The following is a 13601-nucleotide window of genomic DNA, read 5'->3' on the forward strand; positions in this document are numbered from 1 at the left end:
AATGCGGCAGAGCGTGCGATCAGGCCCTTCGTTGTCGGGCGCAAGAACTGGCTGTTCAGCGACACGCCCAAAGGCGCGACAGCCAGCGCTCAACTTTACAGTTTGGTCGAGACGGCTAAAGCCAACGGCCAAGAGCCCTATGCGTGGCTGCGCCATGCACTTGAGCGCCTGCCACAAGCCTCGAGGGTAGAAGACTTTGAGGCCTTGCTGCCTTGGAACTGCTCGCTCGCATCGCCTTGCTAAGCGCGCCGCCTATTTTTGAATAGGTGGGGTTCATGGAGCGCTTACGCTGCACTCAACCAGGCACGTAACGGGTGAACGTCTGTTTTTTTGTGAAATCAACTTCCCACGTCATCTAACGAATCACGCTGGCTTCTTTCACGCAATTCACCACTCAGACGCAAAGGTTTAAATTTACACATCAATTCTAATATTGACGACCTTCGCCCAATCGGAAGTACCACTTACTAAAGACTGATTAGCTGTAAGAGAAAACTCTCCCTTCGGAAAAGCTACTGTAGGAGAAATACTCCAATTACCGTCCAAGCCAACAATTGCAGTGCCAAAGACAGTATCCCCGACATTTTCCTGATAGAGCTTGACAGTCGCACCGGCATAACCCGATCCGTGAATCATCGGTTTGTCTGTGCTCACTATTGCGCCATCCTCAGGACTGGTAATCACGGGCACTCTTAAAGCTATCACGGTAATCCTTACGTTGTCAGACCAGTACTCCGCATTGGAGATAATTTGACTCACTACCAACTGAAAAGTCCCTACATATAAATCAACGACAGGTATGATTTGCCAATTACCGTTCGCGTCAACGACTGCAGTGCCGAAAAGCACGGTTCCTATGTTTGCCTGATACAGATTGATGGTAGCGCCAGGAATACCTCGGCCAGCGACCAGTGGCCTTCTACTTGTAACAGTCCCTACTGCTGGTGCTGTAATTTCCGGCTTAGTGGCTGCCACGGTAATCCTTACGTTGTCAGACCAGTACTCCGTATTGTTGATAGTTTGATTCACTACCAACTGAAAAGACCCTTCAAAAAAATCAATGACAGGTGTGGTTTGCCAATCACCGTTCGCGTCAACGACTGCAGTGCCGAAAATCCGGTCCCCAAAGTTTGCCTGATATAGATTGATTGTAGCGTCAGGAATACCTCGGCCAGCGACCAGTGGCCTTCTACTTGTAACAGCCCCTTCTGCTGGTTCTGTAATTACCGGTTTAGGGTCTGCCACGATAATTTTTACATTTTCAGACCAGTACTCCGTATCGGAGATAGTTTGATTCACTACCAATTCAAAAGGCCCGTCAGAAAAATCAATGACAGGTGTGGTTTGCCAATCACCGTTCGCGTCAACGACTGCAGTGCCGAAAAGCACGGTTCCTTTTTTTGCCTGATACAGTTTGATTGTAGCGCCAGAAACACCTCGGCCAGCGACCCTTGGCCTTTTACTTGTAAAAGCCCCTTCTGCTGGTTCTGTAATTACCGGCTTAGGGTCTGCCATTAACAAATTTTTCAAACTTGCCCACTGACCCCAGATCGAAGAAAGTAAATAGTGGACGTGAACGTCAAATCTTGTGCCGGGCTTAATTGCATCCTTTCCTACGTTATGAGTAAAATATTGCTCTGCGCTTATTTCACGAAAATATAACTCCTTATCACCCTCCATGATTTTCAACTGCCATCTAGAGGGATTAAACAAATCGATGCCAGCCTGGACCGTAAACCCTGGTAAAACAGTTCCAGGCCTGGGATGATAAATCTCGGGCTTTATCCAATTTGGTTTTTGCTCTTCAGCGTTTTTTATATCAGTTTCGTCTGCCATGATTCAGCCATCCTGTTCCAGTTTTGGGACTTCATACCGACAACCTGAACAGTTTTAATACTGAACCACCCAAATGAAAACCTGTTAAAAATGACAGTTCCGACAAATGGTATCGCCAATAATCGTGTTATTTGACTTCGTACACGGCAGCCCAACTGCAAAAGGTTCGATATCAGAGCGTCCATAAGGCGTGCTACAGAACAACAAAAAACCCCGCAGCTCTCGCAACGGGGTTTCGGGTGTTTCAACTCAGCGCTTAGTGATGTTCGCGCGTCGCGCGGAATTTCACGTCCGGCCAGCGCTCTTCCATCAGTGCCAGGTTGACCCTTGTAGGTGCGAGGTAGGTCAGGTGACCGCCGCCGTCCAGTGCCAGGTTTTCCACGGCCTTGTTGGAGAATTCCTCGAGCTTCTTCTTGTCACTGCACTCGACCCAACGCGCCGAGTAGACGGTGATCGGCTCGTAGGAACACTCGACCTTGTATTCCTCCTTCAAGCGACTGGCGACCACGTCGAACTGCAGCACACCGACGGCGCCGAGGATGATGTCGTTGCTGCGTTCCGGGAAGAACACCTGGGTCGCGCCTTCTTCGGCCAGTTGTTGCAGGCCCTGGCGCAGCTGCTTGGATTTCAGCGGGTCCTTGAGGCGTACGCGGCGGAACAGTTCCGGGGCGAAGTGCGGGATACCGGTGAAGCCCAGGGTTTCGCCTTCGCTGAAGGTGTCGCCGATCTGGATGGTGCCGTGGTTGTGCAAACCGATGATGTCGCCGGCGTAGGCTTCTTCCAGTTGCTCACGTTCGGAGGAGAAGAAGGTCAGCGCGTCGCCGATCCGCACGTCTTTGCCGGTACGCACGTGGCGCATCTTCATGCCTTTTTCGTACTTGCCGGAGCAGATACGCATGAAGGCGATGCGGTCACGGTGTTTCGGGTCCATGTTCGCCTGGATCTTGAAGATGAAGCCCGAGAACTTCTCTTCGATCGGCTCCACGGTGCGCTCGTTGGCCACACGTGCCAGCGGACGCGGCGCCCAGTCGACCACGGCGTCGAGTACATGGTCGACACCGAAGTTGCCCAGCGCCGTACCGAAGAACACCGGGGTCAGCTGACCGTCGAGGAATTCCTGCTGGTTGAACTCGTGGCAGGCGCCCTGCACCAACTCCAGCTGCTCGATAAAGCGCTCGTACTCGTCACCCAGGTGGGCGCGGGCTTCGTCGGAATCGAGTTTCTCGATGATCTTGGTTTCGGTGCGCTCGTGACCGTGACCGGCGGTGTAGACGATGATGTAGTCATCGGCGAGGTGATACACGCCTTTGAAATCTCGGTAGCAACCGATCGGCCAGGTGATGGGCGCAGCCTTGATCTTCAGGACCGCTTCGATTTCGTCGAGCAGTTCGATCGGGTCGCGGATGTCACGGTCGAGTTTGTTGATGAAGCTGACGATCGGCGTGTCACGCAGACGGCAGACGTCCATCAGGGCGATGGTGCGTGGCTCTACACCCTTACCGCCGTCGAGGACCATCAACGCCGAGTCCACCGCGGTCAGTGTGCGGTAGGTATCTTCGGAGAAGTCTTCGTGGCCCGGGGTGTCGAGCAGGTTGATCATGTGCTCGCGATACGGGAACTGCATGACCGACGTGGTAATCGAGATACCCCGCTGCTTTTCCATTTCCATCCAGTCGGAGGTGGCATGGCGGTCGGATTTTCGAGATTTCACCGTGCCGGCTACCGCAATCGCCTTGCCCATCAGCAAGAGCTTCTCGGTGATGGTGGTTTTACCGGCATCGGGGTGGGAAATAATGGCGAAAGTGCGGCGTTTCGCGACTTCGGCGGCCTGTTTGGTCATGGGAAATCGCCTGGCAGGTGATTCAAAAAAGGGCGGCGAGTATAGCGCAAACCGTCCATCACAGACCACCGCTCGGCCCGTCGACTGCGGTGATCAACAGATCCCCGCAGGACACTAAAGGTGGCCAGAAGCTCCCAATTATGGAACCTTTTAAAAGGTGGAGGCGTCCACTCCCCTGTTACGGCTTTCGTCAGGGGCTGAAAAATCAGCAAGTTAGCCTGACGAGGCTGCGCTTATGGCTCATCAGCCGTGCGCCTACCCCCTGTAGGAGCGAGCCTGCTCGCGATGGACGTCAACGATAACGCCGGGTACCTGAATGTACGCGCTGTCTGGACGTTTTTCGCGAGCAGGCTCGCTCCTGCAGTGGAACGCGCCCGGCATGAGCTGCTTCTCGCGAACGTTGATTTCCCGGCTGCCAGGAATGGCATGCCACACGGGACTGCGCTCGCCGACTGAAAAAAGGAGTCCGCCTGTGGCTATTCGCTATGGCAAAGGGCTGATAGGAGGCGCGCTGGTCATCGCCCTCCTGGCCCTGCTGATCCACTGGATCGGCATCGACACGATCGAACACTACCGCGACGATTTGTTGTTTTACCTGCAAGCTCATCTGATTCTCGTCCTCGCTTCCATGCTGGCCGCCCTTGTCGTGGGCATCCCCGCCGGCATCTTCCTCAGCCGCCCGACCATGGTTGGCCGCGCCGAACGCTTCATGCAGGTCTTCAACATCGGCAACACTGTCCCGCCCCTCGCCGTGCTGGCCATCGCCCTCGGCATCCTCGGCATAGGCAGCGGGCCGGCGATCTTCGCCCTGTTCCTTGCCTCGCTGCTACCGATCGTGCGCAACACCTATGAAGGCCTGAAAAACGTCCAGGGCTCACTCAAGGAAGCCGCCGTCGGCATCGGCATGACCCCGCGCCAGGTGCTGTGGAAAGTCGAATTGCCCAACGCCGTGCCGATCATCATCGGTGGCGTACGCGTGGCACTGGCCATCAATGTCGGCACGGCGCCGCTGGCATTCCTGATCGGCGCCAACAGTCTCGGCAGCCTGATTTTCCCCGGCATCGCCCTGAACAATCAGCCGCAACTGCTGCTGGGCGCGGCCTGCACCGCCCTGCTGGCCCTGCTGCTCGACGGTCTGGTGACACTGGCCAGCCGAACCTGGCTCGAACGCGGCTTGCGCCCGTCTTAAGCCTCGGCAAAGGAACTCTCATGAAGACATCAAGCTTTTTATTAGGCTGCATCCTGCTGTGCGCAGGATTTGCCCAAGCGGCGGATAAACCGCTGATCCGCATCGGCGCCCGCGTGTTCACCGAACAGACGCTGCTGGCGGAAATCACCTCCCAATACCTGCGCGCCAAGGGTTACGACGTGCAAGTCACCGGTGGCCTGGGCAGTAATCTGGCCCGCAACGCCCACGAAAGCGGTCAACTGGACATGCTCTGGGAATACACCGGCGTGTCGCTGGTGGCCTACAACCATGTGACCGAAAAACTCGACAGCGAACAGTCCTACGCCCGAGTGAAAGAACTCGACGAAAAAAAAGGCCTGGTCTGGCTAACACCGTCGAAATTCAGCAACACCTACGCCCTGGCACTGCCGAAGAACGTCGCCGATGAGTACCCGCAGATCAACACCATCAGCGATCTCAACAGGGTGCTGCGAGACGAGGCCAGGACCAACCACCTGGTGGCTTTGGACACCGAGTTCGCCAACCGTTCCGATGGCCTCGATGGCATGGTCAAGCTGTACGGCATGAACCTGACCCGTCAAAACATCCGCCAGATGGACGCGGGCCTGGTCTACACCGCGCTGCGCAACGGTCAGGTATTTGCCGGCCTGGTCTACACCACCGACGGTCGCTTGAACGCCTTCAAACTCAAGTTGCTCGAAGACGACAAGCACTACTTCCCCGACTACACCGCCGCCCCGGTGGTGCGTCAGGCCTATCTCGATGCGCACCCGCAACTGGCTGAGCAGCTCAAGCCTCTGGCCGAACTGTTCGACGACAACACCATGCGCCAGCTCAACGCGCGGGTTGATGTCGACCACGAAAGCCCCTCCGCCGTGGCCGCCGATTTCCTGCGCCAGCATCCACTGAACTGAACGAGGAAAAGCCATGGAATTCTTGAACGCCTTTTCCCATCTCGATTGGCCGCTGGTGCTGCACCTGACCTGGCAGCACATCACCCTGGTCGGCATCGCCGTCACCCTGGCGATACTGGTGGGTGTACCGCTGGGCATCCTGATGACCCGCTTCCCCACCCTTGCCGGGCCTTTGCAAGCCAGCGCCACGGTACTGCTGACCGTGCCATCGATTGCCCTGTTCGGCCTGTTGCTGCCCTTCTATTCCAAATTCGGCCAGGGCCTGGGCCCGATGCCGGCGATCACCGCGGTGTTTCTCTACTCCCTGCTGCCGATCATGCGTAACACCTACCTGGCCCTGACCGGCGTCGAACCGGGCATTCGCGAAGCCGCGCGCGGTATCGGCATGACCTTCGGCCAGCGCCTGCGCATGGTCGAACTGCCCATCGCCGTACCGGTGATCCTCGCCGGCGTACGCACCGCCGTGGTCATGAACATCGGTGTCATGACCATCGCCGCGACCATCGGCGCCGGCGGCCTCGGTGTACTCATCCTCGCTTCCATCAGCCGCAGTGACATGTCGATGCTGATTGTCGGTGCCGTACTGGTCAGCCTGCTGGCCATCTTCGCCGACCTGCTTCTGCAATGGCTGCAACGCTCGCTGACCCCAAAAGGATTACTCAAATGATCGAACTTCAAAACCTCAGCAAGACCTTCCAAAGCAACGGCAAAGATGTGAAAGCCGTGGATTCGGTGAGCCTGACCGTCAATGAAGGCGAAATCTGCGTGTTCCTCGGGCCATCGGGTTGCGGCAAGAGCACCACGTTGAAAATGATCAACCGCCTGATCAAACCGACCTCGGGCAAGATCCTGATCAACGGCGAAGACACGACGGCCCTCGACGAAGTGACCCTGCGCCGCAACATCGGCTATGTGATCCAGCAGATCGGTCTGTTCCCGAACATGACCATAGAGGAAAACATCACCGTGGTCCCGCGCCTGCTGGGTTGGGACAAACAGAAATGTCACGACCGCGCCCGTGAGCTGATGAGCATGATCAAGCTCGAGCCCAAGCAGTATCTGCATCGATACCCTCGGGAATTGTCCGGTGGCCAGCAGCAACGCATCGGTGTGATTCGCGCCCTGGCAGCCGATGCTCCGCTGCTGCTGATGGACGAACCGTTCGGCGCGGTCGATCCGATCAACCGGGAAATGATCCAGAACGAGTTCTTCGAGATGCAACGGGCGCTGAACAAGACGGTGATCATGGTCAGCCATGACATCGACGAAGCGATCAAGCTGGGCGACAAGATCGCGATTTTCCGGGCCGGCAAGCTGTTGCAGATCGACCATCCGGACACCCTGCTCGCCCATCCGGTGGATGACTTTGTCAGCAACTTCGTTGGCCAGGACAGTACCCTCAAGCGCTTGCTGCTGGTCAAGGCTGAAGATGCGGCCGATAACGCGCCGTCCGTCAGCCCGGATACCCCGGTGGCCGACGCGCTGGAATTGATGGACGAACATGACCGCCGCTATGTAGTCGTGACGGATGGTGAGAACAAGGCGCTGGGCTATGTGCGACGCCGCGACCTGCACCGCCAGGCCGGCACCTGCGGGCAATACTTGCGCGAGTTCAATGCCACGGCCGCCTACGACGAGCATTTGCGCATCCTGTTGTCGCGCATGTACGAGTTCAACCGTTCGTGGCTGCCGGTGATGGATGCGGAGCGGGTGTTCCTGGGTGAGGTGACACAGGAGTCGATCGCGGCTTATCTGAGTTCCGGGCGTTCGCGCGGGATGAAGACCAGTATCGTCTCGCCGGCTGAGGCAGTGGTTGCCTGATAATCGAGTAAAAAACACAAATCTCTGTGGGAGCTAGCCTGCTAGCGATTGGGGAATACCAGTCAACACTGTTTCGATGATGAAATTGTCATCGCCAGCAGGCTGGCTCCCACAGGTTCTGTGCGATTTTTGAGTGATTCACAGGCCGGAAAAAAATATCAACAGTAGAGCCTGCAAAAGCCATCCACAAACACTCACTTAAATAATCAAATTCCCTCTCAGTCCAGATTCTCGCAGTCAACTTCGCCGAAGTTGACGCCATCGTACTTTCCAGTGAACTTGTACACAAAAGCGTCGAACGCGCAGGTATTTTTAACACTTCATAAATCGTTCGGAACATCCGCCTGTCATCTGTGTCAGTTAAAAAGGACTGTGTCGTTACCGTGCGACAGACGAGTGCAAAATTGCGACATTTTTTGTTGATCTCAAGCCCCTCACGCCCTAAAGTTCGCGCCGAACGTCCATGCTGGAAACGATCCATCCGGCTCAAGTACTGACGACGAGACAGCAAGGCCAAGGGAAGCAACGCTCCCCATGGCCTTTTTGCTTTCGGCGACATGCCTTGGGAAGTAGGCGAACCAAAGTGGGGATACGGAGGACGTTCATTTGCACCCATTGATAATTTCAGTTTGCCAGTAGGAGTTCCCAGCATGTCGATCCAGGTCGAAGACTATTTCGCGCGCGAAACCTTTCAAAAAATGAAGGCGTTCGCCGACAAGCAAGAAACCCCGTTCGTGGTGATCGACACCGCAATGATCAGCAAGGCTTATGACGACCTGCGCGCCGGTTTCGAATTCGCCAAGGTCTATTACGCGGTCAAGGCCAACCCGGCCGTGGAAATCATCGACCTGCTCAAGGAAAAAGGCTCGAGCTTCGACATCGCCTCGATCTATGAGCTGGACAAAGTGCTGAGCCGTGGCGTCAGCGCCGACCAGATCAGCTACGGCAACACCATCAAGAAATCCAAGGACATCCGCTACTTCTATGAGAAGGGCGTGCGTCTCTACGCCACCGACTCCGAAGCCGACCTGCGCAACATCGCCAAGGCTGCGCCGGGTTCGAAAGTCTATGTGCGCATCCTGACCGAAGGCTCGACCACCGCCGACTGGCCGTTGTCGCGCAAATTCGGCTGCCAGACCGACATGGCCATGGACCTGTTGATTCTCGCCCGCGACCTCGGCCTGGTGCCTTATGGCATTTCCTTCCACGTCGGCTCGCAACAGCGCGATATCAGCGTCTGGGACGCGGCAATCGCCAAGGTCAAAGTGATCTTCGAGCGCCTGAAGGAAGAAGACGGCATTGAACTGAAGCTGATCAACATGGGCGGCGGCTTCCCGGCCAACTACATCACCCGCACCAACAGCCTGGAAACCTACGCTGAAGAAATCATCCGCTTCCTCAAGGAAGACTTCGGTGACGACCTGCCGGAAATCATCCTGGAACCCGGCCGTTCGCTGATCGCCAACGCCGGCATCCTGGTCAGCGAAGTGGTATTGGTTGCCCGTAAATCCCGTACCGCCGTAGAGCGTTGGGTGTACACGGATGTGGGCAAGTTCTCCGGCCTGATCGAAACCATGGACGAAGCCATCAAGTTCCCGATCTGGACCGAAAAGAAAGGCGAGATGGAAGAAGTTGTCATCGCTGGCCCGACCTGCGACAGCGCCGACATCATGTACGAAAACTACAAGTACGGCCTGCCGCTGAACCTGGCCATCGGTGATCGCCTGTACTGGCTGTCGACCGGTGCCTACACCACCAGCTACAGCGCCGTTGAGTTCAATGGCTTCCCGCCGCTGAAATCGTATTACGTATAAGAGCAGCTGCAAGTTTCAAGCAACAAGCTTCAAGCAAAAAGCCCATGACGTGTCATGGGCTTTTTGATTTCCATGCAAAACCCTGTGTGCGAGCTTGCTCGCGATGGCGATAGGTCGGTCAACATTGATGTTGAATGCCATGACGTCATCGCGAGCAGGCTCGCTCCCACAAAGGCTCAAGATACTGGCGTTAATTCAACGACACGATGATGGAATTCGTGCGCCAGTGTCTGAATCCTCGGATCGGTCGCGCCCATCAGCGCCTCACTCGCCACCCGCAAGAAATTCAGATTCCCCCCGGCCAGCGCTTTGCGCAGCCAGACCAATGCGTCGTCGATATTTCCCTCTTCGGTCAACACCGCCGCAAAGCTGAACTGCCCACGAAAATCCCCGCCCTCGGCCGAACGCCGATACCAGTCACGGGCCGCTGCCGGATCCGCCGGGCATAGCCGCCCTTCCTCCAGATACCGACCCAGCAAGTTCATCGATTTCGCATGACCCAACTCGGCTGCGTGACGATAGAGACTCAGCGCTTGCAACTGATCCTCGATCACTCCACGCCCGGTCGCCAGCAGATTGGCGTAGTTGTACATCGCCCAATCCAGCCCGGCTTCTGCTGCAATTCGATAGTGCCGCGCGGCAGCCACAGCGTCGGCAGCACAACCCCAGCCATGTTCATGGCAGCGACCGAGCATATTGCGCGCCATCGAATGCCCGCGTCGGGCGGCGATGTCGAACCAGCGCACCGCGAGCGCCTGGTCCTGCGCAATGCCTTGCCCGTCCAGCAGTATCTGCCCGAGCAACGCCTGAGCATCGAGGATGCCTTCGCCGGCAGCCATCAGAATCGCCTGGGCCGCACGCGCCGGGCTTTCGTCGAGCATGGCTTTTAGCCGATCACCGTCGAGGACTTCTTCGCGGCGCAATCGAAATTCCGCCACTTACACCTCCACCCAGCGGCGCAACAGGTTGTGATAGGTGCCGGTCAGGCGGATCAGCGAAGGGTGGTCGGGAAGGTCCTGGGTCAGTTGGCGAATCGCGCCATCCATTTCAAACAGCAAGGCACGCTGGCTGTCTTCGCGCACCAGGCTTTGGGTCCAGAAAAAAGAAGCGTAGCGGGCTCCGCGAGTGACCGCATTGACCTTGTGCAGGCTGGTGCCGGGGTACAGCACCATGTCACCGGCCGGTAACTTCACGCGCTGGGTGCCGTAGGTGTCCTGGATTTCCAGTTCGCCGCCGTCGTAATCCGCAGGCTCGCTGAAAAACACCGTTGCCGACAGATCGGTTCGCACCCGCTCAATGCTGCCCTTGGGTTGACGCACGGCGTTGTCGATATGGAAGTCGAAACTGCCACCGGCTGTGTAACAGTTCAGCAATGGAGGAAAGACTTTGTGCGGTAACGCGGCAGACATGAACTGCGGATTTTTCCACAGCCGCTCCAGCATCGCCGCGCCGATCTCCTTGGCCAACGGATGGCCTTCCGGCAATTGCAGATTGTGCTTGGCCTTGGCTGACTGGTAACCGGCGGTGATTTTGCCGTCCGCCCAATCGGCCTGCTCCAGAGCCTCGCGAATGCGCTGCACTTCTTCTTTTTCGAACAAGCCGGGGATGTGCAGCAACATGGGCAAGGCACCAGAAAGCAAAGGGGCGCCAATGGTATTGATTCTTATTGCCTGTGTAAAACCCGCCAGACGAATGAAACGGTAAAAACCGTAAGGGTAAATTGTAAAGAATGTAAATTCAGTGCGAATAGTAATGTTTCGCAATTGATACGAATACGTATTTACCCTATATTCCGCCGCCTCAAATCCTTGGGGAGGGGAATAAAAATGTCACGCCAGCAACCACAGCAACCTGTCAGTTCACCGCGTTTACTCGCTTCTGCAATTGGCATGGCGATCACCGCCGGCTCCGCGGGCCACATGGTATTCGCGGCTGAAAAGACCGACGAGAAAGCACCGGGCAACACCATCTCCCTCGGTGCAACCTCTATCACTGGCGAAGCGCAGGACCAGACCTCCTACAACGTCGAAAAAGCCTCCTCGCCCAAGTACACCGCGCCGCTGGTGGACACACCGCGCTCGATCACAGTGATCCCGCAGCAAGTGCTCAAGGACACCGGCGCCATGAACATGCAGGACGCGCTGCGTACCGTTCCCGGCATCACCTTCGGTGCCGGTGAAGGCGGCAACCCACAGGGCGACCGTCCATTCATTCGTGGTTTCGATGCCCAGGGCGATACTTACCTGGACGGCGTGCGCGATACCGGTTCGCAGAGCCGGGAGATCTTCGCCGTTGAATCGATCGAAGTCAGCAAAGGACCGAACTCGGCCATCGGCGGCCGTGGTGCAGCGGGCGGCAGCATCAACCTGGTGAGCAAAAAAGCGCACCTGGGCGACTCGTTCGACGGTGGCTTTACCTGGGGCTCTGACCAGACCCAGCGTTACACCATGGACGGCAACTATCAGTTCTCCGACACCGCCGCTGGCCGTCTGAACCTGATGAGCCATGAAAGCAACGTCGCCGGCCGCGATAGCGTCGATTACGATCGCTGGGGCGTCGCTCCATCGCTGGCCTTTGGCCTGGGCACCGATACCCGGGTCAATCTCGACTACTACCATCTGGAAAGTAACGACACGCCGGACTCGGGTATCCCCTACTCCATTCCGACTGCCGGCTCCGCTGCCCGCACCAAGTCCAACCCGGACAAACCAAACGACGGCGGCGACAGCAGCAATTTCTACGGCCTGGACAACCGCGATTTCCGCAAGGGTCGCACCGACACCGCGACCATCGCCATCGAGCACGACCTGAACGACTCGCTGACCGTCAAGAACACCCTGCGCCACGGCACCAGCATGCAGGACTACATCCTGACCCAGCCGGACGACAGCAAGGGCAACGTCAACAACGGCAGCGTCTGGCGTCGTGCCAACACCCGTGTGAGCAACACCGAGACGACCACGAACCAGACCGATCTGTTCGGCGATTTCCATCTCGCCGGGTTCAAGAACAGTTTCGCCACCGGTATCGAATTCACCCACGAGGAGAACCGGAAATCCTCGTACAACGTCAACACCGATACCACCCCGGCAACAGCCGCCGCGACCACCAACTGCAGTCCTGCGTTGATTGGTCCTCGCAGCGGATACAACTGTACTTCGCTGGCAAACCCGAACCCGAGCGATCCGTGGAGCGGTGCCATCTCGCGTAACTACGCCGGCACCGACACCAAGGCCGACACCTATGCGTTGTACGCGTTCGATACGCTCGAGCTGTCCGAGCAATGGCTGGTGAACATGGGCCTGCGTTACGACCATTTCGACACGAGCTACAAAACCTACACCAACGCCGGCACCACCACCTCCAAGGGCGACGACGTCAGTGAGTTCGTGACCGGTCAATTCGGTGTGGTCTACAAGCCGGCGGAGAACGGCAGCATCTATGCGTCGTACGCGACGTCCGCCACCCCACCGGGCACGACCCTCGGCGACGGCCAGGAAGGCAACCCGCTGGGCGGCACGCCTGATCGCAACGGCAACCTGCTGAGCAGCGACATGGAGCCGGAAACCACCAAGAACTACGAAATCGGCACCAAGTGGGATCTGATGAACGATCGTCTGTCGCTGACCGCCGATATCTTCCGCACCGAGAAGGAAAACGCCCGGGTACAGACCAACACCACGTCCTATGAAAACGTCGGCAAGACCCGCGTTCAAGGTGTTGAACTGTCGGCTACCGGCAAAATCACCGACAAATGGCAGGTCTTCGCCGGTTACGCCTACATGGACAGCGAACAGATCGATGGCGGTCCGCTGGGCAAGGCCAACGATGGCAACGAACTGCCTAACACGCCGAAAAACAGCGCCAGCCTCTGGACGACCTATCAGGTCACGCCGAAGCTGACCATCGGCGGCGGCGCGTTCTACGTCGATGACGTGTTCGGCAGCGTGGCCAACACCACCATGGTCGATTCCTACGTTCGTTACGATGCAATGGCCGCCTACAAGCTGACCAAAAACATCGACCTGCAACTGAACGTGCAGAACCTGACCGACGAAACCTACTACGACAAGGCCTTCTCGACTCACTTCGCCAACCAGGCGGCGGGCCGTACTGCCTTGCTGAGCACCAACTTCCACTTCTGATGGAAAAGTGAACACGCAACCTCTGTAGGAGCGAGCTCGCTC

The 13601-nt window shown here is 57.3% G+C and carries 12 protein-coding genes; 7 read left to right on the top strand and 5 right to left on the bottom strand.

Annotated elements, in window-relative coordinates:
* The coding region (locus JQF37_RS04555; protein WP_204149545.1) for a transposase domain-containing protein at positions 1–243 on the top strand (243 nt) is incomplete at its 5' end.
* Between the two features lie 171 nt (positions 244–414).
* Here the strand turns inward: JQF37_RS04555 and JQF37_RS04560 are convergent.
* The gene (locus JQF37_RS04560) at positions 415–1836 is read right to left on the bottom strand and encodes an Ig-like domain-containing protein (protein ID WP_130203930.1); all 1422 of its coding nucleotides are present in this window, start codon (positions 1834–1836) and stop codon (positions 415–417) included.
* Between the two features lie 256 nt (positions 1837–2092).
* Positions 2093–3676, bottom strand: coding sequence for a peptide chain release factor 3 (locus JQF37_RS04565; RefSeq protein WP_103404011.1), 1584 nt, complete (start codon positions 3674–3676; stop codon positions 2093–2095).
* 472 nt (positions 3677–4148) lie between these two features.
* On the opposite strand from JQF37_RS04565, the gene JQF37_RS04570 reads away from it, so the two are divergent.
* Genes JQF37_RS04570 through JQF37_RS04585 form a run of 4 tightly spaced genes read left to right on the top strand, consistent with a single transcriptional unit; the run spans position 4149 to position 7600 of the window.
* Positions 4149–4865, top strand: coding sequence for an ABC transporter permease (locus JQF37_RS04570; protein WP_130203928.1), 717 nt, complete (start codon positions 4149–4151; stop codon positions 4863–4865).
* A 20-nt stretch (positions 4866–4885) separates the two neighbouring features.
* Complete coding sequence (locus JQF37_RS04575) at positions 4886–5779, top strand: glycine betaine ABC transporter substrate-binding protein (RefSeq protein ID WP_130203927.1); 894 nt, start codon at positions 4886–4888, stop codon at positions 5777–5779.
* 13 nt (positions 5780–5792) lie between these two features.
* Positions 5793–6446 (top strand): ABC transporter permease, encoded by a 654-nt coding sequence (locus tag JQF37_RS04580; protein ID WP_130203926.1) that lies wholly within the window; start codon positions 5793–5795, stop codon positions 6444–6446.
* Positions 6443–7600, top strand: coding sequence for an ABC transporter ATP-binding protein (locus JQF37_RS04585; protein WP_130203925.1), 1158 nt, complete (start codon positions 6443–6445; stop codon positions 7598–7600). The genes JQF37_RS04580 and JQF37_RS04585 overlap by 4 nt, the downstream gene beginning before the upstream one ends.
* An 88-nt stretch (positions 7601–7688) precedes the next feature.
* Here JQF37_RS04585 and JQF37_RS04590 read toward each other — a convergent pair whose 3' ends face one another.
* The gene (locus tag JQF37_RS04590; protein ID WP_130203924.1) at positions 7689–8252 is read right to left on the bottom strand and encodes a hypothetical protein; all 564 of its coding nucleotides are present in this window, start codon (positions 8250–8252) and stop codon (positions 7689–7691) included.
* On the opposite strand from JQF37_RS04590, the gene JQF37_RS04595 reads away from it, so the two are divergent.
* Positions 8251–9414, top strand: a complete 1164-nt coding sequence (locus tag JQF37_RS04595; RefSeq protein WP_103404015.1) for a type III PLP-dependent enzyme — start codon at positions 8251–8253, stop codon at positions 9412–9414. The genes JQF37_RS04590 and JQF37_RS04595 overlap by 2 nt on opposite strands.
* Before the next feature lie 176 nt (positions 9415–9590).
* On the opposite strand, the gene JQF37_RS04600 is transcribed toward JQF37_RS04595, so the two are convergent.
* Together JQF37_RS04600 and JQF37_RS04605 are read right to left on the bottom strand one after the other, a co-directional pair.
* Positions 9591–10295, bottom strand: a complete 705-nt coding sequence (locus JQF37_RS04600) for a tetratricopeptide repeat protein (protein WP_130204037.1) — start codon at positions 10293–10295, stop codon at positions 9591–9593.
* A 57-nt stretch (positions 10296–10352) separates the two neighbouring features.
* The gene (locus JQF37_RS04605; RefSeq protein ID WP_047537568.1) at positions 10353–11033 is read right to left on the bottom strand and encodes a Fe2+-dependent dioxygenase; all 681 of its coding nucleotides are present in this window, start codon (positions 11031–11033) and stop codon (positions 10353–10355) included.
* Between the two features lie 207 nt (positions 11034–11240).
* Between JQF37_RS04605 and JQF37_RS04610 the strand changes: the two genes are divergently transcribed.
* Positions 11241–13559, top strand: a complete 2319-nt coding sequence (locus tag JQF37_RS04610; RefSeq protein ID WP_130203923.1) for a TonB-dependent siderophore receptor — start codon at positions 11241–11243, stop codon at positions 13557–13559.
* Positions 13560–13601: the final 42 nt, after the last annotated feature.

It is taken from the genome of Pseudomonas sp. MIL9, assembly GCF_016887925.1.
Classification (GTDB): domain Bacteria; phylum Pseudomonadota; class Gammaproteobacteria; order Pseudomonadales; family Pseudomonadaceae; genus Aquipseudomonas; species Aquipseudomonas mohnii.